At 60.4% G+C, this 25,094-nt stretch carries 24 protein-coding genes and 2 tRNA genes; 9 read left to right on the top strand and 17 right to left on the bottom strand.

Annotation, left to right across the window (positions count from 1 at the left end):
* The first annotated feature begins 34 nt into the window (after positions 1-34).
* From ftsK to cysG, 6 genes are all read left to right on the top strand, one after another.
* On the top strand, positions 35-2,455 hold the full coding sequence (gene ftsK, locus AC1TXO_RS16950) for a DNA translocase FtsK (protein ID WP_486402812.1): 2,421 nt from the start codon (positions 35-37) through the stop codon (positions 2,453-2,455).
* 62 nt (positions 2,456-2,517) lie between these two features.
* Positions 2,518-3,141, top strand: coding sequence for an outer membrane lipoprotein periplasmic chaperone LolA (lolA, locus tag AC1TXO_RS16945; RefSeq protein ID WP_486402811.1), 624 nt, complete (start codon positions 2,518-2,520; stop codon positions 3,139-3,141).
* 11 nt (positions 3,142-3,152) lie between these two features.
* On the top strand, positions 3,153-4,478 hold the full coding sequence (locus AC1TXO_RS16940) for a replication-associated recombination protein A (RefSeq protein WP_486402810.1): 1,326 nt from the start codon (positions 3,153-3,155) through the stop codon (positions 4,476-4,478).
* Positions 4,475-4,849, top strand: a complete 375-nt coding sequence (gene crcB / locus AC1TXO_RS16935) for a fluoride efflux transporter CrcB (RefSeq protein WP_486402809.1) — start codon at positions 4,475-4,477, stop codon at positions 4,847-4,849. Before AC1TXO_RS16940 ends, crcB begins: the two co-directional genes overlap by 4 nt.
* Positions 4,850-4,879: 30 nt before the next feature.
* On the top strand, positions 4,880-6,160 hold the full coding sequence (gene serS / locus AC1TXO_RS16930) for a serine--tRNA ligase (protein WP_486402808.1): 1,281 nt from the start codon (positions 4,880-4,882) through the stop codon (positions 6,158-6,160).
* Complete coding sequence (cysG, locus tag AC1TXO_RS16925; protein WP_486402807.1) at positions 6,161-7,552, top strand: siroheme synthase CysG; 1,392 nt, start codon at positions 6,161-6,163, stop codon at positions 7,550-7,552.
* 33 nt (positions 7,553-7,585) lie between these two features.
* Here cysG and AC1TXO_RS16920 read toward each other — a convergent pair whose 3' ends face one another.
* The 8 genes from AC1TXO_RS16920 to AC1TXO_RS16885 form a co-directional block, all read right to left on the bottom strand.
* On the bottom strand, positions 7,586-8,545 hold the full coding sequence (locus tag AC1TXO_RS16920; protein WP_486402806.1) for a glutathione S-transferase family protein: 960 nt from the start codon (positions 8,543-8,545) through the stop codon (positions 7,586-7,588).
* Positions 8,546-8,639: 94 nt separating this feature from the next.
* Entirely contained in the window at positions 8,640-9,644 is a 1,005-nt protein-coding gene (locus tag AC1TXO_RS16915) for a glycosyl transferase family protein (RefSeq protein WP_486402805.1), read from the bottom strand.
* 8 nt (positions 9,645-9,652) lie between these two features.
* Positions 9,653-9,988, bottom strand: a complete 336-nt coding sequence (locus AC1TXO_RS16910) for a TusE/DsrC/DsvC family sulfur relay protein (protein WP_486402804.1) — start codon at positions 9,986-9,988, stop codon at positions 9,653-9,655.
* Positions 9,985-10,281, bottom strand: a complete 297-nt coding sequence (gene tusB, locus AC1TXO_RS16905) for a sulfurtransferase complex subunit TusB (protein WP_486402803.1) — start codon at positions 10,279-10,281, stop codon at positions 9,985-9,987. Before tusB ends, AC1TXO_RS16910 begins: the two co-directional genes overlap by 4 nt.
* Positions 10,281-10,640 (bottom strand): sulfurtransferase complex subunit TusC, encoded by a 360-nt coding sequence (tusC, locus tag AC1TXO_RS16900; RefSeq protein WP_486402802.1) that lies wholly within the window; start codon positions 10,638-10,640, stop codon positions 10,281-10,283. Before tusC ends, tusB begins: the two co-directional genes overlap by 1 nt.
* Position 10,641: 1 nt before the next feature.
* Positions 10,642-11,034, bottom strand: a complete 393-nt coding sequence (tusD, locus tag AC1TXO_RS16895; protein WP_486402801.1) for a sulfurtransferase complex subunit TusD — start codon at positions 11,032-11,034, stop codon at positions 10,642-10,644.
* A gap of 85 nt (positions 11,035-11,119) precedes the next feature.
* On the bottom strand, positions 11,120-12,499 hold the full coding sequence (locus tag AC1TXO_RS16890; RefSeq protein WP_486402800.1) for a nucleobase:cation symporter-2 family protein: 1,380 nt from the start codon (positions 12,497-12,499) through the stop codon (positions 11,120-11,122).
* 187 nt (positions 12,500-12,686) lie between these two features.
* Complete coding sequence (locus tag AC1TXO_RS16885; protein ID WP_486402799.1) at positions 12,687-13,358, bottom strand: Bax inhibitor-1/YccA family protein; 672 nt, start codon at positions 13,356-13,358, stop codon at positions 12,687-12,689.
* 124 nt (positions 13,359-13,482) lie between these two features.
* Between AC1TXO_RS16885 and AC1TXO_RS16880 the strand changes: the two genes are divergently transcribed.
* Positions 13,483-13,568, top strand: a tRNA-Ser gene (locus AC1TXO_RS16880).
* Between the two features lie 37 nt (positions 13,569-13,605).
* Positions 13,606-13,695, top strand: a tRNA-Ser gene (locus AC1TXO_RS16875).
* Between the two features lie 53 nt (positions 13,696-13,748).
* Here AC1TXO_RS16875 and AC1TXO_RS16870 read toward each other — a convergent pair.
* The 3 genes from AC1TXO_RS16870 to AC1TXO_RS16860 all read right to left on the bottom strand — a co-directional run bounded on the left by AC1TXO_RS16870 (position 13,749) and on the right by AC1TXO_RS16860 (position 17,554).
* Positions 13,749-14,929 (bottom strand): IS3 family transposase gene (locus AC1TXO_RS16870; protein ID WP_486406854.1). Its coding sequence is split into 2 segments (ribosomal slippage): positions 13,749-14,620 and positions 14,620-14,929, totalling 1,182 coding nucleotides; the frame shifts between segments, so codons are not numbered across the junction.
* 38 nt (positions 14,930-14,967) lie between these two features.
* A protein-coding gene (locus AC1TXO_RS16865; RefSeq protein ID WP_486402409.1) for an IS3 family transposase occupies positions 14,968-16,523 on the bottom strand; the annotation gives its coding sequence in 2 pieces (ribosomal slippage) (positions 14,968-16,058 and positions 16,058-16,523; 1,557 coding nt in all).
* Between the two features lie 620 nt (positions 16,524-17,143).
* Entirely contained in the window at positions 17,144-17,554 is a 411-nt protein-coding gene (locus AC1TXO_RS16860; protein WP_125923917.1) for a hypothetical protein, read from the bottom strand.
* 422 nt (positions 17,555-17,976) lie between these two features.
* On the opposite strand from AC1TXO_RS16860, the gene AC1TXO_RS16855 reads away from it, so the two are divergent.
* A complete protein-coding gene (locus AC1TXO_RS16855) occupies positions 17,977-18,858 on the top strand; it encodes a TIR domain-containing protein (RefSeq protein ID WP_125923918.1) in 882 nt (293 codons plus the stop codon).
* Between the two features lie 121 nt (positions 18,859-18,979).
* Here AC1TXO_RS16855 and AC1TXO_RS16850 read toward each other — a convergent pair whose 3' ends face one another.
* The 6 genes from AC1TXO_RS16850 to AC1TXO_RS16825 all read right to left on the bottom strand — a co-directional run bounded on the left by AC1TXO_RS16850 (position 18,980) and on the right by AC1TXO_RS16825 (position 24,885).
* Positions 18,980-19,444 (bottom strand): hypothetical protein, encoded by a 465-nt coding sequence (locus tag AC1TXO_RS16850; RefSeq protein ID WP_125923919.1) that lies wholly within the window; start codon positions 19,442-19,444, stop codon positions 18,980-18,982.
* A gap of 21 nt (positions 19,445-19,465) precedes the next feature.
* Positions 19,466-20,563 carry an XRE family transcriptional regulator gene (locus AC1TXO_RS16845; RefSeq protein WP_125923920.1) on the bottom strand — a complete coding sequence of 366 codons (1,098 nt, stop codon included), beginning with the start codon at positions 20,561-20,563 and terminating at the stop codon, positions 19,466-19,468.
* Positions 20,553-21,173 carry a hypothetical protein gene (locus tag AC1TXO_RS16840; RefSeq protein ID WP_486402798.1) on the bottom strand — a complete coding sequence of 207 codons (621 nt, stop codon included), beginning with the start codon at positions 21,171-21,173 and terminating at the stop codon, positions 20,553-20,555. The genes AC1TXO_RS16845 and AC1TXO_RS16840 overlap by 11 nt, the downstream gene beginning before the upstream one ends.
* Before the next feature lie 479 nt (positions 21,174-21,652).
* On the bottom strand, positions 21,653-22,162 hold the full coding sequence (locus AC1TXO_RS16835) for a hypothetical protein (protein WP_125923922.1): 510 nt from the start codon (positions 22,160-22,162) through the stop codon (positions 21,653-21,655).
* Between the two features lie 42 nt (positions 22,163-22,204).
* The gene (locus tag AC1TXO_RS16830) at positions 22,205-22,897 is read right to left on the bottom strand and encodes a helix-turn-helix domain-containing protein (RefSeq protein WP_486402797.1); all 693 of its coding nucleotides are present in this window, start codon (positions 22,895-22,897) and stop codon (positions 22,205-22,207) included.
* Positions 22,898-23,313: 416 nt separating this feature from the next.
* Positions 23,314-24,885: a pentapeptide repeat-containing protein gene (locus AC1TXO_RS16825; protein ID WP_486402796.1), complete on the bottom strand. Its 1,572-nt coding sequence runs from the start codon at positions 24,883-24,885 to the stop codon at positions 23,314-23,316.
* Positions 24,886-25,094 lie beyond the last annotated feature (209 nt).

Here is a 25,094-nt window from a genome sequence, read left to right as displayed (position 1 = left end):
TTTAACGCGCAGCAAGCGCAGGAATAGACGCGTTTTGAAGAAATCCACCGCAACCCCAGCCCCCTTGCCCGTGCCGCTGTGGCGCCAGCAGTTGCATTATCGCCTCAAGGAAGGCGCGCTGATCGCCGTCGGCGCCCTGTGCCTGTACCTGTGGATGGCGCTGCTCACCTACGACACGTCGGACCCAAGCTTCAGCCACACCAGCAACGTCGACCAGGTGCAGAACGCTGCCGGTCGCGCCGGCGCCTTCTTCGCCGACATCCTGTTCATGGTGCTCGGCTATTTCGCCTATATCTTCCCGCTGCTGCTGGCGATCAAGACCTGGCAGATCTTCCGCGAGCGCCACCAGCCCTGGCAGTGGAGCGGCTGGCTGTTTTCCTGGCGCCTGATCGGCCTGGTGTTCCTGGTGCTGTCGGGTGCGGCACTTGCGCACATTCACTTCCACCCACCGGCGAGCATGCCGTTCTCCGCCGGCGGCGCCCTGGGCGAAAGCCTCGGCGAGCTGGCGCGCAACCTGCTGAACGTGCAGGGCAGCACGCTGATGTTCATCGCCCTGTTCCTGTTCGGCCTGACCGTGTTCACCGACCTGTCCTGGTTCAAGGTGATGGATCTCACCGGCAAGATCACCCTCGACCTGTTCGAGCTGGTGCAGGGTGCGGCCAGCCGCTGGTGGGAGGCACGCAACGAACGCAAGCGCCTGGTGGCGCAACTGCGCGAGGTGGATGACCAGGTCGACGAAGTGGTCGCCCCGGTGGTCGCCGACAAGCGCGAGCAGATCAAGGCCCGCGAGCGCATCATCGAGCGCGACGAGGCGCTCAGCAAGCATGTGGCCCAGCGTGAGCAGCAGCCGGCACCGGTGATCAACATCCCGGCGCCGCCGCCCAAGGCCCCGGAGCCGAGCAAGCGGGTGATGAAGGAGAAGCAGGCGCCGCTGTTCGTCGACAGCGCCGTCGAAGGCACGCTGCCGTCGATCTCCATTCTCGACCCGGCCGAGCAGAAGAAGATCGAGTACTCGCCCGAGTCGCTGGCCGGTGTCGGCCACCTGCTGGAAATCAAGCTCAAGGAGTTCGGTGTCGAGGTCTCGGTGGATTCGATCCACCCGGGCCCGGTGATCACCCGTTACGAAATCCAGCCCGCGGCAGGCGTCAAGGTCAGCCGCATCGCCAACCTGGCCAAGGACCTGGCGCGCTCGCTGGCCGTGACCAGCGTGCGGGTGGTCGAGGTGATTCCCGGCAAGACCACCGTGGGCATCGAGATCCCCAACGAGAACCGGCAGATGGTGCGCTTCTCCGAAGTGCTGTCGACGCCGCAGTACGACGAGCAGAAATCGCCGGTCACCCTGGCGCTCGGCCACGACATCGGCGGCAAGCCGGTGATCACCGACCTGGCCAAGATGCCGCACCTGCTGGTGGCCGGTACCACTGGTTCCGGTAAGTCGGTGGGTGTGAACGCGATGATCCTGTCGATCCTGTTCAAGTCCGGCCCGGAAGATGCGCGGCTGATCATGATCGACCCGAAGATGCTCGAGCTGTCGATCTACGAAGGCATTCCGCACCTGCTGTGCCCGGTGGTCACCGACATGAAGGACGCCGCCAACGCCCTGCGCTGGAGCGTCGCCGAGATGGAGCGCCGCTACAAGCTGATGGCGGCCATGGGCGTGCGTAACCTGGCGGGCTTCAACCGCAAGATCAAGGACGCGCAGGAGGCCGGCGAGGTCATCCACGACCCGCTGTACCGCCGCGAGAGCATGGAAGACGAACCACCGGCCCTCAAGACCCTGCCGACCATCGTGGTGGTGGTCGACGAGTTCGCCGACATGATGATGATCGTCGGCAAGAAGGTCGAAGAGCTGATCGCCCGTATCGCCCAGAAGGCGCGGGCTGCCGGCATCCACCTGATCCTCGCCACCCAGCGTCCGTCGGTCGATGTGATCACCGGCCTGATCAAGGCCAACATCCCGACCCGCATGGCGTTCCAGGTGTCGAGCAAGATCGACTCGCGGACCATCATCGACCAGGGCGGTGCCGAGCAGTTGCTCGGTCACGGTGACATGCTCTACATGCCACCGGGCACCAGCCTGCCGATCCGTGTCCACGGCGCCTTCGTTTCCGACGATGAAGTGCACCGCGTCGTCGAGGCGTGGAAACTGCGCGGCGCGCCGGACTACAACGACGACATCCTCAACGGTGTCGAGGAGGCCGGCAGCGGCTTCGACGGTGGCGGCGGTGGTGGTGGCGATGGCGACGACGCGGAAACCGACGCCCTCTACGACGAGGCCGTGCAGTTCGTGCTCGAAAGCCGTCGCGCGTCGATTTCCGCGGTACAGCGCAAGCTCAAGATCGGCTACAACCGCGCCGCGCGGATGATCGAGGCGATGGAAATGGCCGGCGTGGTCACCCCGATGAACAGCAATGGCTCGCGGGAAGTGATTGCCCCCGGCGGCCCGCGCGATTGATGATTACCTTGCCGGGCGCCAACGAGGGTGCCCGGCCTATTCACTGCTCAATGAGGATTCCCATGCGCGCGATTCGCATGCTGTTGGTTTCTGCCCTGACCCTGGGCTCGGTTACCGCTTATGCCGGTGAGCAAGATGTGCAGCGCCTGACCCAGTTGCTGGAAAAGTCCCAGACCATCGAGGCCAACTTCTCGCAGCTGACCCTGGACGCCAGCGGCACCAGCCTGCAGGAAACGTCCGGCAAGATGACGGTCAAGCGCCCGGGCCTGTTCTACTGGCACACCAATGCGCCGCAGGAGCAGGTGGTGGTGTCCGACGGCCAGAAAGTCACCCTGTGGGATCCGGATCTTGAGCAGGCCACCGTCAAGAAGCTCGACGTGCGCCTGAGCCAGACGCCAGCCCTGCTGCTGTCCGGTGACGTGTCCAAGATCAGCCAGAGCTTCGATATCGTATCGAAGGAGCAGGGCGAGGTCATGGACTTCACCCTCAAGCCCAAGACCAAGGACACCTTGTTCGACTCCCTGCGCATCTCGTTCCGCAAGGGGTTGATCAATGACATGCAGCTGATCGACAGCGTCGGCCAGCGCACCAATATCCTGTTCAACGGGGTCAAGGCCAACCAGGCCGTCCCGGCGAGCACGTTCCAGTTCAAGATCCCGGAAGGCGCCGACGTCATCCAGGAGTAACGCGAGGCATCATGGACCTGTTTCGAAGCGAACCCGTTGCCCAGCCCCTGGCTGCCCGCCTGCGTCCGTCCAACCTGGACGAGTACGTCGGCCAGGAGCACCTGCTGGCACGCGGCAAGCCGCTGCGTGAGGCGCTGGAGCAGGGTGCGCTGCATTCGATGATCTTCTGGGGCCCGCCAGGGGTCGGCAAGACCACCCTGGCGCGGCTGCTGGCGCAGTTCTGCGATGCGCATTTCGAAACGGTCTCGGCGGTGCTGGCGGGGGTCAAGGAGATCCGCCAGGCCGTCGAGGTGGCCAAGCAGCAGGCCGGTCAGTATGGCCGGCGTACCATCCTGTTCGTCGATGAAGTACACCGCTTCAACAAGTCCCAGCAGGACGCCTTCCTGCCCTACGTGGAAGACGGCACCCTGCTGTTCATCGGCGCCACCACCGAGAATCCCTCGTTCGAACTGAACAACGCCTTGCTCTCGCGGGCCCGCGTCTATGTGCTCAAGAGCCTCGACGAAGCGGCCCTGCGCAAGCTGGTCGACCGCGCCCTCAGCGAAGAGCGCGGGCTGGGCCAGCGCAACCTGCGGGTGGGCGATGAAGCGTTCAGGATGCTCATGGCGGCAGCCGACGGCGATGGCCGGCGCATGCTCAACTTCCTCGAGAACGCCTCGGATCTTGCCGAAGATGGCAGCGAGATCGATGTGCAGATGCTGCAGAGCCTGCTCGGTGACAGCCGCCGCCGCTTCGACAAGGGCGGCGAGGCGTTCTACGACCAGATCTCGGCGCTGCACAAGTCGGTGCGCGGTTCCAACCCCGACGGTGCGCTGTACTGGTTCGCGCGCATGCTCGACGGTGGCTGCGACCCGCTGTACATCGCTCGCCGGGTGGTGCGCATGGCCAGCGAAGACATCGGCAACGCCGACCCGCGCGCCCTGAGCCTGTGCCTGGCGGCCTGGGACGTGCAGGAGCGCCTGGGCAGCCCGGAGGGCGAATTGGCGGTGGCCCAGGCCATCACCTACCTGGCTTGCGCACCCAAGAGCAACGCCGTGTACATGGGCTTCAAGACAGCTTTGCGCGAGGCGGCCGAGCACGGTTCGCTCGAGGTGCCACTGCACCTGCGCAATGCCCCGACCAAGCTGATGAAGCAGCTGGGCTACGGCGATGAATACCGCTATGCCCACGACGAGCCGGACGCCTATGCCGCCGGCGAAGACTACTTCCCCGATGAGCTCGAGCCGCGCCCCTATTACCAGCCGGTGCCGCGCGGCCTGGAATTGAAGATCGGCGAGAAGCTGCGCCACCTCGCCGAGCTGGACCGCAACAGCCCCCGGCAACGGAGAAAAACGTGATTGCCCTTATCGCTTCGGTGAGTGTCGCAGGCATCGCCGGCACTTTGCTGCGCTTCGCCGCAGGCAACTGGGTCAATGCCCACTGGCCACGGCACTTCTATCTCGCTACGCTTGCGGTCAACCTGGTGGGTTGCCTGATCATCGGCGTGCTGTACGGCCTGTTTCTCAACAAGCCCGGCGTGCCGATCGAAGTGCGCGCGGGGCTGATCGTCGGCTTCGTCGGCGGGCTGACCACCTTTTCGTCCTTTTCACTGGATACCGTGCGCCTGCTCGAAAGCGGACAGGCGCCCCTGGCGTTCGGCTACGCCGCCGCCAGCGTGCTCGGCGGGCTGCTCGCAACCTGGGCTGGCCTGGCCCTGACCCGAATCTGAACCAACACCTAAACACAACGAGAGAACGATATGCTCGATTCCAAACTGTTACGCGGCCAACTTCAGGAAGTGGCGGATCGCCTGGCCTCCCGTGGCTTCAGCCTGGATGTCGCGCGCATCGAATCACTGGAAGAGCGCCGCAAGTCGGTGCAGACCCGCACCGAGCAGCTGCAGGCCGAGCGTAACGCCCGTTCCAAGTCCATCGGCCAGGCCAAGGCCAAGGGCGAGGACATCGCCCCGCTGATGGCCGACGTCGAGCGCATGGCCAACGAGCTGGCGGCCGGCAAGACCGAGCTGGACGCCATTCAGGCCGAGCTCGACGGCATCCTGCTGACCATCCCCAACCTGCCGGATGCCAGCGTCCCGGTCGGTGCCAGCGAAGACGACAACGTCGAGGTGCGTCGCTGGGGCACGCCGAAGGCCTTCGACTTCGACATCAAGGACCACGTCGCCCTCGGCGAAGCCAGCGGTGGCCTGGATTTCGAAGCCGCAGCCAGGCTGTCCGGCGCCCGCTTCGCCGTGCTGCGCGGGCCGATCGCCCGCCTGCACCGCGCACTTGCGCAGTTCATGATCAACCTGCACACCGGCGAGCACGGCTACGAGGAGCACTACACCCCGTACCTGGTGCAGGCGCCGGCCCTGCAGGGTACCGGCCAGCTGCCGAAGTTCGAGGAAGACCTGTTCAAGATCACCCGCGAAGGCGAGGCTGACTTCTACCTGATCCCGACGGCCGAAGTGTCGTTGACCAACCTGGTGGCCGAGCAGATCCTCGATGCCCGGCAACTGCCGCTGAAACTGGTGGCCCACACCCCGTGCTTCCGCAGTGAAGCCGGTGCGTCCGGCCGCGACACCCGCGGCATGATCCGCCAGCACCAGTTCGACAAGGTCGAGATGGTCCAGGTGGTGGAGCCGGGCAAGTCGATGGAAGCCCTGGAAGGCCTGACCGCCAACGCCGAGCGTGTGTTGCAGTTGCTGGAACTGCCGTATCGCGTCCTGGCCCTGTGCACCGGCGACATGGGCTTTGGTGCAGTCAAGACCTACGACCTGGAAGTCTGGGTCCCCAGCCAGGACAAGTACCGTGAAATCAGCTCCTGCTCCAACTGCGGCGACTTCCAGGCGCGCCGAATGCAGGCGCGCTGGCGCAACCCGGAAACCGGCAAGCCCGAGCTGGTGCACACCCTCAACGGCTCCGGCCTGGCGGTAGGTCGTACGCTGGTGGCGGTGCTGGAAAACTACCAGCAGGCCGACGGTTCGATCCGTGTCCCTGAGGTGCTCAAGCCTTACATGGGCGGCGTCGAGGTCATCCGCTAAATGAAGTACCTGCCGCTGTTCCACAAGCTGCAGGGTGGCCGTGTGCTGGTCGTCGGCGGCGGTGAGATTGCCTTGCGCAAGGCGCGTCTGCTGGCCGATGCCGGCGGCGTGCTGCGGGTGGTCGCACCGGAAGTCGACGGGCAGCTGGCCGCGCTGGCCAGGGAAGGTAGCGGAGAGGTACGGGTGCGCGGGTACCAGCAGGATGACCTGGACGGTTGCCGGCTGGTGATCGCGGCCACCGACGATCCGGCGCTCAACGCCCAGGTGTCGGCCGAGGCGCAGGCCCGCAACCTGCCGGTCAATGTGGTGGATGCGCCGGCGCTGTGCACGGTGATCTTCCCGGCCATCGTCGACCGCTCGCCTTTGGTGGTGGCCGTGTCCAGTGGCGGCGATGCGCCGGTGCTGGCACGTCTCATTCGGGCCAAGCTCGAAGCCTGGATTCCCTCGACCTATGGCGAGCTGGCCGGGCTGGCCGCGCGTTTTCGCGACAAGGTCAAGACGCTGTACCCGGACGTCAACCAGCGCCGCGGTTTCTGGGAAAACGTGTTCCAGGGGCCGATCGCCGAGCGTCAACTGGCCGGGCAGGGTGGCGAAGCCGAGCGTTTGCTGCAGGCCATGGTCGACGGCGCGCCGGTGCAGCAGGGCGGTGAGGTGTATCTGGTCGGCGCCGGTCCTGGTGATCCCGACCTGCTGACCTTCCGCGCCTTGCGCTTGATGCAGCAGGCCGATGTGGTGCTTTACGATCGCCTGGTGGCCCCGGCCATCATCGAGATGTGTCGGCGCGACGCCGAACGCATCTACGTCGGCAAGCGTCGCGCCGACCATGCCGTGCCCCAGGAGCAGATCAACCGTCTGCTGGTGGATCTGGCCCGGCAGGGCAAGCGCGTGCTGCGTCTCAAAGGCGGCGATCCGTTCATCTTCGGGCGTGGTGGCGAGGAGATCGAGGAGCTGGCCGAGGAGGGGATTCCCTTCCAGGTGGTGCCGGGCATCACGGCAGCCAGCGGCTGTTCAGCCTACGGCGGCATCCCGCTGACTCACCGCGACTATGCCCAGTCGGTGCGTTTCGTCACCGGTCACCTCAAGGATGGCACCAGCAACCTGCCGTGGAATGACCTGGTGGCTCCGGCCCAGACCCTGGTGTTCTACATGGGGCTGGTGGGGTTGCCGACCATCTGCGCCGAGCTGATTCGCCATGGCCGCGCGGCGAGCACCCCGGCTGCGCTGGTCCAGCAGGGCACCACGCGCAACCAGCGGGTGTTTACCGGAACCCTGGCCGACCTGCCGGAGCTGGTGGCTCGCCACGAAGTGCATGCGCCAACCCTGGTGATTGTCGGCGAAGTGGTGCAACTACGGGACAAGCTGGCCTGGTTCGAAGGGGCCCAGAACAGCTGAAATCACAGGGGCCGCTTTGCGGCCCCTTTCATTTCAACCTTGCCATATTCCTTTGCCCGCCAGACGCTCGCGATCATGGGGCAAGGTGAAGTCCTGCAACGGCCCCTTGGGCACGATGCCATTTGGGTTGATGGTCTTGTGGCTCAGGTAATAGTGTTTCTGGATGTGCTCCATATCCACCGTCGCCGCAACCCCCGGCCACTGATACAGCTCACGCAACCAGTTCGACAGGTTCGGGTAGTCTGCCAGGCGGCGCAGATTGCACTTGAAGTGCCCGTGGTACACCGCATCGAAGCGCACCAGTGTGGTGAACAGCCGTACATCGGCCTCGGTCAGGAACTCTCCGGCCAGGTAGCGCTGGGTGTCGAGCAACTGCTCGAGCTGATCCAGCTCGTTGAATACCTCGTCGAACGCCGTCTCGTAAGCTTCTTGCGTAGTGGCGAAGCCTGCGCGGTACACGCCATTGTTCACTGCCGGGTAGATGCGTGTGTTGAGCGCGTCGATGGTCGCGCGCAGCGGTTCGGGGTAGAGGTCCAGGCGGTTGCCGGTCAGCTCGTCGAAGGCACTGTTGAAGATGCGGATGATCTCGGCCGACTCGTTGTTGACGATGCGCTTCTCCTGCCTGTCCCACAGCACCGGAACCGTCACGCGGCCGGTGTAGTGCGGGTCGTCGAGGGTATAGCGCTGGTGCAGATACGCGAGGGCATCGAGGTGATCGCCGGTCGAGCCCTGTGCGGTATCGAAGGTCCAGCCATGCTCACCCATCAGCCAGCTCACCACCGACACATCGATCAGGGGCTCCAGGCCCTTGAGCGCGCGCAGGATCAGGGTGCGGTGCGCCCATGGGCAGGCCAGCGAGACATACAGGTGATAGCGGCCTGCTTCGGGTGCAGGCAGCGCATTGCGGCGCTGGGCGTTCTCGCGGCGGAAGGCACCGTCCTGGCTGTTCTGGTACCACTGGTCATGCCAGCGGCCATCGATCAAAAGGCCCATGTGAAGCTCCAATAACACAGTTGTCTGTCGTTGGAGCCCAGTCTAGGGAATATCGTTCGAATAACTAGCGCAAAGATCGCCCGGAATCTATCGATTAAATGGATGTTTTCCGGTTCGCCCAATAACCGCGCGCCAAGTCGAAGGCGTGTTCGCGATCCTGGCCCAGGCCACGCAAGGCCAGGGCAATGGTTGCCACCACCGCCAGTTCGCCATAGCTGTCCTGCGCTTCGCCGCGCCATACCGCCAGCAAGTGCGTGGGCTCCAGGGTTGCTGGCTTGACGTGGCGCTGGGCACTCAGGGCCGGCCATTGCTCATCCCAGGCCTGGCCGTCCTGGGTGCCGTACAGGTGGCTGATGACATCCGGGTTGACTTCGATTTCGCCGCCGTCCCCCTTGATCACCAGTGCATGATCGCCCAGCAGGCGGCTGGCTTCGCGGTGCACGGCCTGGTAGCCGGGGTGGAAGATGCTCTGCAGGCCGCAGCGGGCGCCGAGCGGATTGAGCACGCGGGCCAGTGAGTGGATCGGCGAGCGCAGGCCCAGGGTGTTGCGCAGGTCGATCATTCGCTGCAGCTGCGGTGCCCAGTCCTGCAGCGGGAAGAACGCCAGGCCCTGCTGGTCCAGGCTGCTGGCGACCGACTGCCAGTCACGGCACAGGGGAATGTTCAGCAAACCGAGCAACTGCTCGGTATACAGGCGCCCGGCAGTGTGCGCGCCACCGCCGTGCATGAGGATGCGCACGCCGTTATCCGCCAGGCATCGGGCGGCCAGCAGGTACCATGGCAGGTGGCGTTTCTTGCCCGCATAACTGGGCCAGTCGAGGTCTACCGCGATCTGCGGAGCCTGCAGGTGGGCGCGCAAGGCTTCGGTGAAACCGGCCAGTTCCTCGGCGCTTTCCTCCTTGTGCCGCAACAGCATCAGGAAAGCGCCCAGCTGCGTGTCCTCGACCTTGCCTTCGAGCAGCAGGGTCATCGCCGCTCGTGCCTCCTCGCGAGACAGGCCGCGGGCGCCACGCTTGCCCTTGCCGAGAATGCGCACGAACTCGGCGAAAGGGTGCTCGGCCGGGGTTTCCAGGGTCAGGGGGCGTGGGCTGTCGGTCATGGGCTCGGTCATATGCAGTTGGTCGGCTTGGGCAGGCCCGCCAGCTTGGCGGCCAGTTTGGCAGGGGTGCCGTTGAACAGGCGGTTCAGGTGCGGGCTGTTGCCCTTGTCGGCACCCAGCTTCAGCGCGGTGTACTTGATCAGCGGCCGGGTTGCCGGCGACAGCTGGTACTCGTCGTAGAACTGGCGCAGCACCTGCAGCACTTCCCAGTGCTCCGGGGTCAGGTCGATGGACTCGCGGGCAGCCAATGCTTCGGCCACTTCGTGGGACCAGTCCTGCAGGTCGGCGAGAAAGCCGTCCTTGTCCAGGGCGATCTGGCGATCGCCGACAGTGAGCGTGCTCATAACCAGGTGTTGACCTTGTCGTAGTGCAGGGTGAGTGCGACGAAGGCGGGGTAGTCCACGGCGTTTGCCGTCTCGCCGGTGATCGCCCTGGCCTGCAGGTCTTCTTCGAGGGCGAACAGGCGCTGCGCCAGCCCTGCAGCCTGCAGCAGGCGGCTGGGCTCGCTGCCTGGCTTGAGTGCGTAGGTGGCATCGCCACACAGCAGCAGTGCGTCCTGCTCGCTCATCAGGCGCAGGCAGCTGGCCAGGCGGTCGTCGCCGAAGGGGGAGTGGCTGATTACATGCAGGGTCGTCATCAGAGCGTTACCACCTGGTCGAAACGGGTGATCAGTGCAGCCAGGGCTGCGTCATCGAGTACCTGCACCGGCAACTCCAGCGCGTGGCTGTCCAGCCCGCGTGCCTTGAGGCTGTGCGCGCAGGCGAACAGTTCCTCCACACCAAACATCGGCAGCGCCTGCAGGTTGGCCGCGAGGTTCTTCTGCTCCAGCTGCGTCGGTTGCTGGCCGCTCGCAAGCTGGAACACGCCGTCGTCGAGAAACAGCATGCCCAGCGGCAGGTCGAAGGCGCCCCCGGCCAGGGCAATATCCAGTGCTTCACGGGCTGATGGCCCGTTCCACGGTGCCTGACGGCTGATGATCAACATGGACTTGGCCATCTCAGTCGCCTCCAAAGCAGACCAGGCGGTCCGCAAGCTGCGCCGTCTCGTGCAATTGCCCGAGACCGGACAGTTCCCAAGGTGCAGGGAGGTTCACGGCAGGGCGCTGGTAGCGGTTGGCTTCGGCATCGTCCAGCACGCCCCGGCGCAATGCCGCAGCGATACAGACCACCGCATCGAGCCGATGCTGGCTGACGAAGCTGCGCCATTGTGCGGCCACATCCAGCTCATCTTGAGGGGCGACGACGTTGGCCGAGGCGCTGTGCACCCCATCCTGATAGAAGAACAACCGGGCAATTTCGTGCCCGCCGGCCAGCACCGCCTCGGCAAAGCGCAGCGCGCGGCGCGAGGAGGGCGCATGGGCCGGAGAAAACACCGCGATGGCGAATTTCATGGAAAGCTCGTGCAAAGAAATGCCGCCATGATAAAGCAAAAAGCCCGCACCTGTAGGCGCGGGCTTTTGTCTGCCGCAGGCAGGCTCAGCTGCGCTCCTTGGCCTCAGGCAGGAACCAGTTCAGCACCAGCGCACAGATACCGCCGGTGGCCACGCCCGATTCCAGCACATTGCGCAGCGCTGCCGGCATGTGCGCGAGGAACTCCGGCACCTGCGCCACGCCCAGTCCGAGGGCCAGCGACACGGCGATGATCAGCAGCGCCCGGCGGTCCAGGCGGGTGCTGGCGAGGATATTGATCCCCGAGGCCGCCACCGCGCCGAACATCACCATCGCCGCACCGCCCAGCACCGGCTCCGGCACCGCCTGGATCACCCCGGCCACGCTCGGGAACAGCCCCAGCAGCACCAGCATCAGTGCGATCCAGACACCGATATGACGGCTGGCAATGCCCGTCAGCTGGATCACCCCGTTGTTCTGGGCAAAGATCGAGCTGGGGAAGGTGTTGAACAGCCCGGCCAGCAACGAATTGGCGCCGTTGACCAGCACCCCGCCCTTGATCCGTTGCATCCATATCGGCCCTTCGACCGGCTGGCGCGACACCTTGCTGGTGGCCGTCACGTCACCGATGGCTTCCAGCGAGGTCACCAGGTAGATCACCAGCATCGGAATGAACAGCGCCCAGGAGAAGCCCAGGCCGAAGTGCAGGGGCACCGGCACCTGGAACAGCGCCGCCTCGTGCATGCCGGTGAAGTCGAGGCGGCCCAGGTAGCCTGCCAGCGCGTAGCCTACCGCCAGCGCGATGACGATGGCGCAACTGCGCATCCACACCACTGCAATACGGTTGAGCACCACGATGATCGCCAGCACCACACCCGACAGCAGCAGGTTCTCGCCATTGGCGAAGGTACCGTTGCCCATGGCTGCAAAGCCGCCACCCATGCTGATCAGGCCGACCTTGATCAGGGTCAGGCCGATCATCAGCACCACGATGCCGGTAACCAGAGGGGTAATCAGGCGCTTGATGAACGGCAGGATGCGCGACACGCCCATTTCCACGAAGGAGCCGGCAATCACCACGCCAAAGATCGCTGCCATCACGCCTTCTACGGGCGTGCCCTGCTTGACCATCAACGCGCCCCCGGCGATCAGCGGCCCGACGAAGTTGAAGCTGGTGCCCTGGACGATCAGCAGCCCGGCACCGAACGGCCCGAAGCGCTTGCACTGAACAAAGGTGGCGATGCCGGAGATCACCAGCGACATCGACACGATCAGGTTGGTGTCGCGCGGCGACACGCCCAGTGCCTGGCAGATCAACAGGCCGGGGGTGACAATCGGCACGATGATCGCCAGCAGGTGCTGCAACGCCGCCAGCAGGCCGATCAGCGGCCGCGGCTTGTCCTCGAGGCCAAGCACCAGCTCATTGGCAGGCGCTGAGGCGCCTGGCTCGTGTTCGAGTGAACTCATGGGAAACCGCCCCCGAAGCAAAAAAGGAGCGCATTCTACGGGGCGCGGCGGCGAAGGGGTAGAGGCAAGCCCAGGTCGGGTCGCACAGCTTTATTTGCCACAGAGGGATCGACCTCGGCTCCGGTGACACCCGCCCACGAAAAAGCCCGCCGAAGCGGGCTTTTCTGAATCATCCAACCGGGGGCTGTCAGTCGTCGCGACCCATGATGCCAAACAGCTGCAGCAGGCTGACGAACAGGTTGTAGATCGATACATACAGGCTGATGGTCGCCATGATGTAGTTACGCTCGCCGCCATGGATGATGGCGCTGGTCTGGAACAGGATGCACACCGACGAGAACAGCACGAAGCCGGCGCTGATCGCCAGTTGCAGGCCGCTGATCTGGAAGAAGAAGCTCGCCACCACGGCGCCCAGCAGCACGAAGAAGCCTGCGGTGATGAAGCCGCTGAGGAAGCTCATGTCGCGGCGGGTGATCAGCACGTAGGCCGAAAGACCACCGAATACCAGCGCGGTCATGGCGAAGGCCGAGCTGACCACTTCGGCGCCACCGGCCATGCCGAGGTAGCGGTTGAGGATCGGGCCGAGGATGAAGCCCATGAAGCCGGTGAGGGCGAAGGTGGAGACCAGGCCCCAGACCGAGTCACGCAGCTTGGCGGTGAGGAAGAACAGCCCGTAGAAGCCGATCAGCACCACGAAGACGTTCGGGTAGCCGACACGCATCTGCTGGGCGACGAAAGCCATCACGCCGCTGAACGCCAGCGTGAGCGCCAGCAGGCTGTACGTGTTGCGCAGGACCTTGCTGACCTCCTGCTGTTCGACCTGCTGGCCGTGTTGTACGGCGTAATCCTGTTCGCGCATGGCGACACTCCTGTGGGTTTGAAACGTTCGGATGCAAGGATCATAACAGAGCCTCTGCAATCAGCGACATAGAGAGTTTGACAGCGTGTTTCATTACGGTATGATTGCCGCCGCAAAACCTGCTGGAAGCGTGGCCGAGTGGTTTAAGGCAACGGTCTTGAAAACCGTCGATGGGCAACTATCCTAGAGTTCTTATCTTAGGCGGTTCCCAGATGCACACTAGACGTTCCCCAGCTGTATCTGCATCGGGAAATTGGCAGAGTGGTTGAATGCACCGGTCTTGAAAACCGGCGAACGTGAGAGCGTTCCCAGGGTTCGAATCCCTGGTTTCCCGCCAACATTGTCTAGTCCTGAAATAGGTTTACACCTGTTCAGGTAGGCCGACAGGCCTCAAAACGCCCGATGCACCGCATCGGGCGTTTTGTTTTTTAGGGCCATATGGGGCCGTTCTGTGTTGTAGATCTGCACTGCCTCATCAACCATCTTCCTCGCCTGCTCAAGATCTTCAGGGCTCCTCAACAGCAGCTCCGTCTTGAGGATTCCGTTGATGCGCTCCGCCAGCGCGTTCTGATAGCAGTCATACCCATCAGTCATGGAGCACTGAACGTCGTGCCGCTGGTGCAGTGACTGGTACAGCGTCGAGCAGTATTGGATGCCTCGATCCGAATGGTGGACCAATGGCTGGCGACGACGTCGCTTTCGTAAGGCCTGCTTGAAGGCTTGCGCCACTGACTCGGCATGCAGGCTTTCATGGACGTGGTGGCCAACAATTTTCCTGGAGTACGCATCCGTTACCAGGCTCAGATACAGCGGGCCGTTACGGGCGGGCAGATAAGTAATGTCGGCAACCCAGACGTGTTCCGGCCTTGTCGGAACAATCTGGCTTGGCCCGGGCTTGAGTAAGTTGGGGTGACGATAGAAGCGATGAAAGCTCTGCGTTGTCTTGTGATACGCCCGCTTAGGGAGCACTAGCAAGCGGCGCTCACCCAAGACCTGGAAAAGCCTGTCTCGGCCGACCTGGACTCGTCTGTCAGGTTGGCAATGCAGCAGATAGTGCAGCTTGCGTGTACCCAGACGAGGCTGACGCATCCGGATTTGCTGTACGAACTCAACCACTCGATCCGTCTGGCGCTCTTTGTCATCAGCGGCTTGGTTGCGCTTGTAGTATGCCTGTCGACTGATGCCTAGAAACTGACAAGCCCTGGCAATGCTCAGTCCTGCGACTTGACCTTGCGTGAGGACTTGCCGGATCGCTTTTTTACGACCGATACACCGTAGTCATTTTTCAGAACATCAACGACCGTCTCAAAGAACTGAGCCTTCTGACTCATCAGCTCAAGCTGCTGCTCAAGCTCTTTGATTCGCTGCTCTGGAGTGAGCGTTTTGGGGTCAGACATCGCGTAGCTCCTCTCGTCGCGGATCGAGGCCCCCTGGCTCCAATCCTGCCGACCGTGCTTACGCAACCATACCAGAACCGTAGATTTTCCTTGGATGCCGTACCGCTCCCGGGCCTGGGTGCAGGTCAGCTCGCCTTTTTCGACCTGATCGACCACTGCCAATTTAAAAGACAGCGGCGTTTTTCAAGGTAGTTGTCGCGTCAACCATCCAACTATGCGGCTTGCTTCACGTGCTGTTGTTCCCGATCAGGGTTCAGAAGCACGGTACCAATTGGCTCCCAGTTGCGAGTGCGTCCTGACCATCGCTCCGGATTCCTATTTCGAGCGCGCTCATAGAGTTCGTGGCGCAGGGCAAGGATTTGCCTGTCCTGGCCTCGATGACGCTCTGCTGGCGTGACGAAGCGGATTCGGCTGTGTCGGTGTTCGTGGTTGTACCAACGGATAAAATCACGCACCCAGCATCGTGCAGCATCCAAGGTCTCGAAGCCCTTGGTCGGCCATTGCGGGCAGTACTTCAGTGTTCTGAAAAGTGCCTCCGAGTATGGATTGTCATTACTGACACGCGGCCTGCCGCGGGACGGTGTTATGCCCAGCTCGTACATCTTGCTCAGCAAAGTGGCCGATTTCATCGGCGTGCCGTTGTCCGAGTGCAACACCAACGGCTCTCTCAAGCACTGTTCGCTGATTACACTTCTCTGCAGCAACACTGCAGCTTTGGCGCCGTCTTCGTTCTCGTGTACCTCCCAGCCCACAGTCTTGCGGCTGTAGATGTCTTCGATCAGGTACAGGTAGTAATACTTTCCACGCACCGAAGATGGCAAGTATGTGATGTCCCACGACCACACCCGGTTAGGTGCGCGGGCAGCATGCGTTGTCGGCTCGGCATGACGCCCAGGGCGCTGAGCGCGCCCTCGGCGTTCTCGCTGTCCAGCAGCCCGAAGCACCCGGTAGAAGGTCGACTCCGAGCCTATGTAGAGCTGCTTGTCGGCCAGCCTCGGCACGATCTGGCTAGGTGGCAAGTGAGCATACTCAGCGCTGTTGCACAGGTTGAGAATCGCTTGTCGCTCGTGCTCGCTCAGCGCGTTTGGTGGGGTTGCGCGAACTGTAGTTGTGCGTGCATCAGCCGCCACTTCTTCCGTTTGAGTCCAGCGCTGCAACGTTCGGAGCGTCAAGCCAACTTCCTGACATGCCGTCAATTTCCGAGCTCCGGAATTAATCGCCTCAGTCAACCAAGTCACCAGCAGTTGCCGTTCCGGCAAAGCAGTCAATTGTCCTCGTCGTCTACTCCCCAGTAGTCGTTGAGCTTTTTTCGCAGCACCAGTAACGCGGCTGTTTCAGCCAGCGCCTTATCCTTGCGGCGCAGCTCGCGCTCGAGCTGTTTAATACGTTTCTGATCCTGACGGGCCTGCTCCCGATCAACCTTGGGCTGCGCTTTTGGAGGGGCCATCCCACTCAGGAACGCTTGCCGCCAGGCAGCAATCTGCTCCGGATACAAGCCTTTGCGACGGCAGTATTCACCCACCTCGATCTCGGACAAGCTGGCACATTCAGCCACAGCTGCGAATCTCATTTCTGCCGACCAGCTCTCGGTCGGGTGTTTGGGATCGGTCACCACCACACATCCTTCGGCACTGGCTCGTTTGCGCCAGGTATACAGCGACATTTCAGTAACGCCCTCACGCCTAGCGACTTCGGCCATCGTCAGGTTGAGTGGAGGACCCAGCATCTTGAGCAGTTCGGCTTTGCGCTCAGAGGAATAGTACGGCATAACGGCTCTCTTTCAGCCCCCGGGGTCTGGTTTCAGGTAAATCTGGCGAGGCGACAACTATCCTGACACCGGGGGACAGCGAGTAATCACGCTGTGTGCGCTTTACACCTTGATCCATCTGACTCTCCGGAAATTCGGGATGGGAGGTGTAAACCTTATTTAGGACGGGACACATCAATGAAATAAGGGCCTTGAGCGATCTTGGCCCTTTTTTCATGCCTGTTTTTCCCTTGCTGCTTATGGCATTCAGTGCCCCTGGTAGGCCCAAAATCCAAAGCACGCAACTACTCAGTTGCGTACTACTGCCAACTGCTGCGCACTACAAAAGGGGCTTGGCTCCAACTGCATACTTGGGGAAGTCCGGAAATCTCTGGTCTCTAGGGCGTGAGCCTCAGAGTTATCTGCGGGAGGCTGATCAGTCGCGGCAGTGTCTTCTGAGCACTTGGGCGTGCCGATCACTACTCTCCCCAGTCCGTCGGGGCAGAGTCCATATCTACCCCGGCGAGCTGCTGACTGCCCAAGCGACCTAGGTGGCTACTTCGCGCTCCACTGAAAGTCGGAGTGGTGCCAACGGCTAAAGCGGTACCTCCGCGAAAATTGTCGCTGCGCCTTCAGCCCCGCTACAGACCCAGATCCGCCCCGAATTTGAAGTCGCGGAGCTCTTTGGGCACATCCTCAAAAGCGATGTCGAGCAGGAGGTGCCGCGCAAATTGCCGGAATGGATGGAGGTCTGTTGGAATACCCGTTCCCTCGTAGTCCGACAGCCGATCCATAGACGCGACCCCGAACCTAATCCCGCTGTCCTGCGAAAGCGTCATGAATGCATCGAAGAGTGCTGCGGCATGCCTCTGAGGTAAAGCTGATAAGTCGACTAATACCTCCTGGCTTGGCTGATCATCAATAAAGTCGAAAAAGAACTCGCTGGCCTTCTGTGCTAGCGATTGCGGCGACAGAGATCTACAAGCGATTTCGATGATCTGCATGTCTTGCAGCACTGCGCTGAGCTGCTCGCTCCGCTCGTCTTGTACCATTACCTTTGCTCAATTGATGCGGGAAAAATGAAGGCGGGTAGTGTACCTGATGAGGGCAGTCGCTCAGGTTAATCAGGCGGTGTTCGTGTGGCCAATACCTGTGCCTCGCGCGAGCCACGCCGCGTCAGCGACTCCAGGGCAGAGGAGCTAAATAGCCTTTAACGCTGGGTAGAGCGATGTGGGCTGGGATCAGAAATCGGAAAAAGAGCCGCAGCTGAACTCACAATTTTTGAGTGCAAGTGCGCTCCTTGCCTTCAAGTCCTGTACCTGATGGGGCGTAGGGCGTAGCAGAGGAGGTAAAGCTGCGACATCCCTCAGCCGCGGTCAGGGCATCCTGAGCGCCCAAAATCAACGTCTCTAGGGTCGCGTGGTGGCAAGATGCCGTGATAGCGTGGCATCTTTCACAAAAAGGATTGCTTGCAATGGCAGGTAGAAACGCGCCGCCAGCCGACACAGATGCTCCTAAGCTTCAGCTCAGTCCGGCTCAGATGAAGCTCGGGATTGAACGGCTGGATGAGCGATTGGGGGATCTAGAGGCGTTTGATGTCGATAAATTGGTCAAGGGCAGGAGCTCGGAATTAACAGCGCTGGAAACCGCGATCACTGAAACATTGATTCGCTGCTTTGGTGAGAATACTTCTGCTTTCCGGCGTTACTCGGGGGCTGGAAAGCTTCGCTATTCTCCATCGGTGGTCTCGTCTAGATCGCAGGTGGACTATCGCACTCCGACAGCGCGCAATGTCGGTGATGCCATCGCTTTACTTCAGCAAGCGAAAAAAGCCCTGGGTGATGACTTGGTAGATCATCAACAATTGATCGCCAGCACGCCTCCACAGACTAAAGCTCCGATCGCGCCTTCTAACGAAGTCTTCGTAGTGCACGGGCACGACGAGGCAGCTCTGCAAGGCCTTGCACGCTTTTTGGAGAAACTGGGCCTAGAAGCGATAGTGTTGAGGGAGCAGGTGGATCAGGGGCGAACGATCATTGAGAAATTCGAAGCTTGCGCGAATGGCGTTGGCTTCGCAGTCGTTCTCTTAACCCCTGATGACCTAGGTGGCGCGGTCAGTGCCGCAGAGCCTAATGCTCGCGCCCGCCAGAACGTCATCTTTGAGCTTGGCTACTTTGCTGGAAAGCTGGGAAGAGGCAAGGTGTGTCTGCTACGCAAGGGCAGTGTTGAGATTCCGTCGGATCTCTACGGAGTCATCTACACCGAGATGGATTCGGCAGAGGGATGGCACACGAAGCTGGTCAGGGAAATGAAAGCGGCAGGGCTCCAATTTGATGCGAATCGACTGTGGGATTGATTCCTGGATGCTCGCTCACAGCTGGCGGGCTATCAGGCTGCTTTGAATTTTGCTTGTAACGCAATAAGGGGGAGAGGAGCGGAGGCCGTTAATACGGGCTCCCTCATGCTGTCCTAGCCCCTTACGGCTTCGTTCGGCGTTGTACAACGGTGCTGTTGGTAATTCGCCTGTTGATCTTTTCTTTCCATGCGATTTGCTTGGCACTGAGCTTACGTTTGAGCCGAGTGCTCATCAAAAATGAATATTCGCTTTCGTAGATATACCCAAGCTTGTAGGCGTGAATGATGAGGTCGAGATTCGCATTGGCCTGGCTGTTCTTGGCGATCCGCTTCAACCCGTCAAACAGTGATCCGGTGTCGATGCCGAGGAAGCGGTTGATGCACACGTTGCCTACATAGGTCTTGTGGCCTGTCAGCTTGTTCTCAATCCAGCAGTGTTCCTTGATGTCCTGCCCGCAGGGGCAGCTATCAAATTCTTCGCTGATCTCGATGCCGACCAGTGCCCACTCGTGCCGCGCCACTGAGAAAGTCTTGGCCATTGAAAGCGGAAGGATATGTGCCTGCAGTCGTTCGAAATTGTGCTCCATATCCGCCTCCGCGTTGATCCTTCAGACCAGTCTCAAAGGTGACTCAGGTGGTGTGAGCATGAAGCGGCTTTCAACCATCTCGCGGGTAAGTCCACAAGCCTTGAGAGCCTTTCTCCAGCTCGCGTGATCCAGCAAGTCCAGCGCGCGCTGCACCAGACGAGGTGACTCCATCTCGATCAACTCATCGAGATCTTCCCGCCGTGTGAAGCCTTTACGATTTAGGTAGGTGAAGCCTGATTTGGCCTGCTCTTGGGTGATGAGATCCAGAGCCTGAGCCCGATAAATCAGAGCCTTGAAACTAACTTTCCACCTCAGCTTGAGCTCACCCAAGGCTTGCCAGTTGAGATACCTGCCTCGCATCGCAGGGAATTCTCCTGCAAAGCTTGCCCTGGGCATCAACAGGGCACTTGCGAACTGGTTGGCCTGATCTTCCGTGTGTCTGCAGCCCGTTTCCACACCTTGGTGCATCACTAGGTGGCCGAGCTCATGGGCGATGTCGAAACGTTGCCTGCATGGGTTCTGCTTCGCGGTATTGCGAACAATCAGTGGGCGCTTGTTGTGAAGGGAAAAGGCGTCGATGCGATCATCCGCTTCAGCGATATTGACGACCAGCACTCCAATTTTTTCGACCAACTTGGTGACGTTAGAGATGGGGCCAAGCCCCAGCGACTGCTCTCTACGGAAACGCTCGGCGATCTGTTCGATGGTGTCGACGCTGGTTACTGGTTCATCATGAGTCCGGAAGCTGATGTCCGGAAACGCGACTTCTTTGTCGACCTCGTCGATCAGCAGTTCGAAGAGCTCAACTTGAGCTGCAATCGATTTTTTCACTGTCACCGTTGAGGCGCGCACGCTTCGGAAATGGCATTGCTCAAGTTCAACGGAGCTGCGTCTGGGGGCAAAAAAGAACTCATGAGTGACGCCCAGCGCCGTGCTCAGCATTTCCAGCTGCACGGGGGAGGGAAGCCCATTCACCTCCAGTTTGTGAGCGTACTGCCGGGTAACTCCAAGCAGGTCGCCGATGTCTGCAAGCGACCAACCGGACGCGCAGCGCGCCAAGCGCAGCTTGTCCGGAGAGAATTCGTCGCCTAATGCCAGTTGCTGTGTTCTATCGTCCATCTACGCTGCCAGGTTCGTCGGGTTTTTTCGTGTCGGCGTCTTTGTTTCTGCGAACCATCAAAGGTTCCTCGATCTCGACTTGAGCAGGCAGATCGCTTGTTCTGACTGGCACGCTGGCCTTGTATTCATGTGTCCAGTAGCAAAGGATATTTTGGTTAATATCGAAGCCCACGATCGTTGCTTTGAATTCAGGGAATTCGAGATCGTTGTTCCCATCCACAAACAGTCTCCAGGTGGAAACCTCGGGGCTGGCCTCGAAGAGGTTCAGTTGATGCAGCTCGACCAGATTGGCTTTGAGCCTATGCAGCTTCTTGGGAGCATTTGGGTCATCGGTGACGATCTGTAGCAACACACCGTTGATGCTGATCGTGAAATCCATGGTGCCGTTTCGCAGCTCAAGCCATGGCAAGGTCACATCCGCGCCCAGCGCTTTACAAAGCCCCTGCAGACGCCCGTAGAGCAAGGTCGCGCGGGTATATGCGGTATCGTTTGGCGTAGATGCATCAGCCAGCGCCTGATACGCAACTGAGATTACTTCTTGGCAGACCAGATCCAGGTATTTGGGGAGTAACTCGGATGCGAAATGACTTGGGTGCTGAGTTTCGTGCATCGATACGACCTCGAAAACTGTGCAATTATGGAATACTGTCAACCGGCATTTTTGTGCAGAATCCTATGTTTGTCAACTAGCGAGGCTGCGAGCTCTCAACGCACACGAACGGTTGGTTTATCCACGCGACGGATCGCGAGCACTGCAAGTGCCGCCCTGATGCGATGCAATGAGGTTCAAGCATGTCCAGCTACGGGATTGCTCAACCAACGGCGCTATCCGCTGCAGAGTCCCAAGTCTCGCGAGCCTCGGAACCGCCACAATTTCATTCGCTTGCCAAGGCCGTTGGGTAGGTCAGGCGTTGCATTGCACTGGCATCATCCGTAGCATTGCCAGTTGACTACGTAGACAGCAGAAAATTTGTCGGCGGTGCTGCGTAGGCCCTTTAGCTGTGGGTCATATGAAGGGAAATCGGAGGCGCTTGGGCTGTTCCGCTTCAGTGCGGGAGGCTTGCTTCTGAGGCCGTCCTTCCTCCGTAGTCACGAAATGCTCCGCACCTTGGCCTCCGTCGCGTGGAAAGCGGTGACGGGGGCCAAGTACTTTCTAGTGCCTTCCTGGCACACCTTGATGACGGCGACTGCCTGGTAGCGTGTTTTCCCCACCAGCACCTTGCGCCCGCCGCTGAACATCACCATCTGTGCATGCTTAGGTTTGTTGAGTCCAACCTGGCTCTGGCTGCAGTAAGCGCTCGTTAGAATCTCAAGCACCTCATCAGCTGTGCAGCCGTCTTTTAGCTGTCGAGCGAGCAGTGGATGTTTGATCGACTCCAGGTCGAAGCGGATACCTCTGCAGTTTGGTTCGGGCCATTGTTGTTGGCGGCATATTTTTCGAATTCGATCGAACTGCTTCGCGGTAAGGATGTAAGTGAACTCTGCGACATGACCAGCTTGATCGAGGCGCAGGCCCGCTTGCTCCAGACGCGTCGCATGATCTAGCAGCGCTCGGAATGCTTGAGCGACTGCTGCATCACCATACTGGTTATTGCCCATTGTTGAGCCCTCTTAGCCGACCAAGGCTGTGGCGTTGATGAGCTACTGGGACGCCTTCGCCCTAGAGGTCGCTGGCTTCTTCCTGGTAGTGGCCACCGCTTTTGCTCCCCGCTCAACGATCATTTGTTTGGCGTAGGTACGCGCCTCTTTGATGAGGCCATCGAACGAATAACTGTTGCTGAGATTGCCGCCGCTGCTCGCGAAGCGCTGGTTGCGTTCGATGTAGCCTTTGCGCTCAAGCTCTGCAATGGCGCGCTGTATCGTACGCGAGTCAACGCCGATTTTCCGGGCGAGGGTGGCTTTGCTTGGGAAAGGGTCATTGCCTTTGCGCCACCAGTACCCCGCGAGATGGAGGATGATCACGATATGGTGTGACTTCAGTCCCAGCTCCTGTGAGTATTCGAACAAGACGTTCGGAATAGCTGTCCACCCAGCTGCTGTGAGGTCTTTACCCCAGCGATCAACGATCGATTTGTCCTCTGCAGGCGGCTTCTTGCTTTTCCTAGGTTTGGCAGGAGAGCTCGTGTCCGTTGACTCTGTGCCGGTGCTCACCGTCTCCTTAGCCGAACTACGCTTCTTGCGCACCACTTGCTCAGGAGTAGCATCGCTCGCAGTACTGTCTGATCCGGTGCGTTTGATGGCTGGTTTTTTTGTGCTCGAAGCGTCTTTGGCTGAAGTCGCTTTGGGCGCTGCGGTCTTCTTGTGCGTTGCAGCAGAGTTTGGAGTGGGGGACATGATGGGCTCCGTTAAATATCAGTCGGAGCGGATTATGGAAGCGTAAAAAGCGGCGTGGCAATGGGGTGGGTGGCGACATAAATGCCTCCCCCTCGCTGGTATGGTACGTGTGCCCTTCGCTGGATGTGTTCCAAAGTGGGTATTATTAACGCTCGGTATACTTTGTAGGACGTTGGCGTCGCCAGGGAGGGAGTACTGAAGGTCATCCCCCTTGGGGGCGTAGGAACCCTCCCGGGAGGGCGTTTATGTCCTACAGTTGCCTAAAAATATTTTTGTCGACTCTGCGTTTATCAGGCGTTTAGCAGGCGAAAGTACAGGGCAGGCATGAGCCTTCGCGCTTGCTCGTGCTGGGTCTATTCCTCGTCTATGTGAGGATGCCCGGCTGCTAATCGTTTTGCTCAGCGCCGTGCGGCTTTTCAACGGTTCTCTTTTGCCTGAATCGGGTCTGGTGCCTTGTCGGGAATGGCCGACTCGACTGGCTTTAATGGCTCGACACTCTGTGTACTTTCGGAGGTAAGGTGAGGTGGTGGCTCCCTGCCAGCCTTAGAAGCGGGTGAGCCCTTGTCTTCATGAGAAGCCTTGTCCTTAGCGGCCTTGTCCTTAGCAGCGGCTGCGAGTATGCCCATGGCATCTTCCTTGAATCCTCGATCAGGCAGGCCTTCGCATCCTTTGGTTTTCATGAAATCCTGCAGCGCTTCAGTAACCTCGGGTTCGGTGCGCGCGATGAGAAGTTTCGTCTGGATGAATAAGCCCCATGCATAAGCCCAGTCGGGGCTCAATTTAGGCTTGCACAGCTCACTTCGTAGGCTTTCAAGCGCAGCTTGAGGGTTCACTTCGAAAGGGGAGTCGCTACCCTGTGGCCAGTCGTCTGATTCTGCTAGCGACAAGATTTTGAAGGGCTCACGCGCAGTGAAGGTCAGCGTACCTTCTCCTCCTTTGACTTCAAACAGCGAGGTCGCCTGGAGTGTAGTCGTCAGAAAAGCGACATTATCGAAAGAGGTGTTGAAGAATGACGAGAGCGTAAGGTCGGCATTGACGAATTTGGCGTTTCTCACCGTCACATTGTCCCAGTACGATCCTTTCATGCTCGTCTGGGCGAAATCGGTGGCTACCAAATCCATGTTCATGAATGTCGCGCCGTCTAACGAAGCCAATTCGAAATTGGCCCCGTTCAGCGTGGTATTGACGAAGACTGATCCGTAGAGGCGAGAAAAGGCGAAATTCGCGCCGGCGAGATCAGCGTTATGCGCCCAGATACGAGGGATCACCTGCAAGCTGACGTCGAGGTATCGTAGATTGCGCGAGCGCAGATCCATCGCTACCTCGCGCACCATGAAATACTCTTTGGCGTCAGCATGGCCTGAGTAGGATGCAAGCTCGGCATCCGTCTTGGAGGGGCCGCTCCACAAGCGCTCGCCGCGGTCAATCGCGATATGAGGAACCCACGCGACAGTCCCACCGTCTTCGTTGTCTAGCCAGTAGGTATGGGTTTTGACCCAAAGCACTGGAGACAGGTGTGCGGGCAAGAAAATCACATCGACGCACACCAGCAGCCACATCTCGAATACACCCGACCCGATTTGTCGAAGCCATCGGGTGCTCGTACGGGTGCCGCTGCTCAAGTGCGTGGCTAGTAGCTCTCGACCGCGGATGCGCGCGGCGTAGCAAGCGCAGTAAAGCGCCGCTACTTGAATTAAGAACAGGTGGGGGCTCTGGTACGCAGTAAATTTGGTAAGAATGTAGATCAGAGTGCCGGGGCCCGCAGATAGCAGGCAAATCAGCATGAGCAAGTCAGTACGACGACTGAGTTTGTCCGAAGCGTTGTTCGGGGCTGCAGACTTGAGCCCGGGGAACATCTTCGGAAGCTTTCGTAAGGTCACAAGGTGGCCAGCCAATACGATCAGTGGGCTCAAGAAGTAGAATCCCGCCACAGATACCGTCACGCTTACTAGCGGCAGCTGGATACCTTTGTTCGGCATGAGCAGCATCGAGTCTTTCGTCGATGACACGCTTGCCAGCACGTAGAGAATGAGAAGAGCGTAGGAAAGGACTGACGTAGGCTCGGTCTGAGCCGCTTCCTCCTTGCGTAGTCTTTTGCGAGGGAAGACCTCCCTAATGGGCTGCTTACGATTCAATGGCATGTGGTTGGACAGGGGGCAAGAAAATTGAGCGCCAAAGGGTATCGCAGCGCCTTGGC

This window comes from Pseudomonas sp. FA117, from assembly GCF_057370475.1.
The sequence above is the reverse complement of the archived record's forward strand: the minus strand, read 5'-3'. Positions and strand labels throughout refer to the sequence as shown.

Coding starts and splice junctions, on each gene's coding strand:
- AC1TXO_RS16885 (WP_486402799.1), bottom strand. CDS start 13,358: ATGCGCGAACAGGATTACGCCGTACAACACGGCCAGCAGGTCGAACAG.
- AC1TXO_RS16845 (WP_125923920.1), bottom strand. CDS start 20,563: ATGGACGATAGAACACAGCAACTGGCATTAGGCGACGAATTCTCTCCG.
- tusC (WP_486402802.1), bottom strand. CDS start 10,640: ATGGCCAAGTCCATGTTGATCATCAGCCGTCAGGCACCGTGGAACGGG.
- AC1TXO_RS16920 (WP_486402806.1), bottom strand. CDS start 8,545: ATGGGCCTTTTGATCGATGGCCGCTGGCATGACCAGTGGTACCAGAAC.
- cysG (WP_486402807.1), top strand. CDS start 6,161: ATGAAGTACCTGCCGCTGTTCCACAAGCTGCAGGGTGGCCGTGTGCTG.
- AC1TXO_RS16890 (WP_486402800.1), bottom strand. CDS start 12,499: ATGAGTTCACTCGAACACGAGCCAGGCGCCTCAGCGCCTGCCAATGAG.
- tusB (WP_486402803.1), bottom strand. CDS start 10,281: ATGACGACCCTGCATGTAATCAGCCACTCCCCCTTCGGCGACGACCGC.
- AC1TXO_RS16910 (WP_486402804.1), bottom strand. CDS start 9,988: ATGAGCACGCTCACTGTCGGCGATCGCCAGATCGCCCTGGACAAGGAC.
- AC1TXO_RS16915 (WP_486402805.1), bottom strand. CDS start 9,644: ATGACCGACAGCCCACGCCCCCTGACCCTGGAAACCCCGGCCGAGCAC.
- serS (WP_486402808.1), top strand. CDS start 4,880: ATGCTCGATTCCAAACTGTTACGCGGCCAACTTCAGGAAGTGGCGGAT.
- tusD (WP_486402801.1), bottom strand. CDS start 11,034: ATGAAATTCGCCATCGCGGTGTTTTCTCCGGCCCATGCGCCCTCCTCG.
- AC1TXO_RS16835 (WP_125923922.1), bottom strand. CDS start 22,162: ATGGGCAATAACCAGTATGGTGATGCAGCAGTCGCTCAAGCATTCCGA.
- AC1TXO_RS16825 (WP_486402796.1), bottom strand. CDS start 24,885: ATGCTGCTCATGCCGAACAAAGGTATCCAGCTGCCGCTAGTAAGCGTG.
- AC1TXO_RS16840 (WP_486402798.1), bottom strand. CDS start 21,173: ATGCACGAAACTCAGCACCCAAGTCATTTCGCATCCGAGTTACTCCCC.
- AC1TXO_RS16855 (WP_125923918.1), top strand. CDS start 17,977: ATGGCAGGTAGAAACGCGCCGCCAGCCGACACAGATGCTCCTAAGCTT.
- AC1TXO_RS16850 (WP_125923919.1), bottom strand. CDS start 19,444: ATGGAGCACAATTTCGAACGACTGCAGGCACATATCCTTCCGCTTTCA.
- lolA (WP_486402811.1), top strand. CDS start 2,518: ATGCGCGCGATTCGCATGCTGTTGGTTTCTGCCCTGACCCTGGGCTCG.
- AC1TXO_RS16860 (WP_125923917.1), bottom strand. CDS start 17,554: ATGGTACAAGACGAGCGGAGCGAGCAGCTCAGCGCAGTGCTGCAAGAC.
- AC1TXO_RS16830 (WP_486402797.1), bottom strand. CDS start 22,897: ATGTCCCCCACTCCAAACTCTGCTGCAACGCACAAGAAGACCGCAGCG.
- AC1TXO_RS16940 (WP_486402810.1), top strand. CDS start 3,153: ATGGACCTGTTTCGAAGCGAACCCGTTGCCCAGCCCCTGGCTGCCCGC.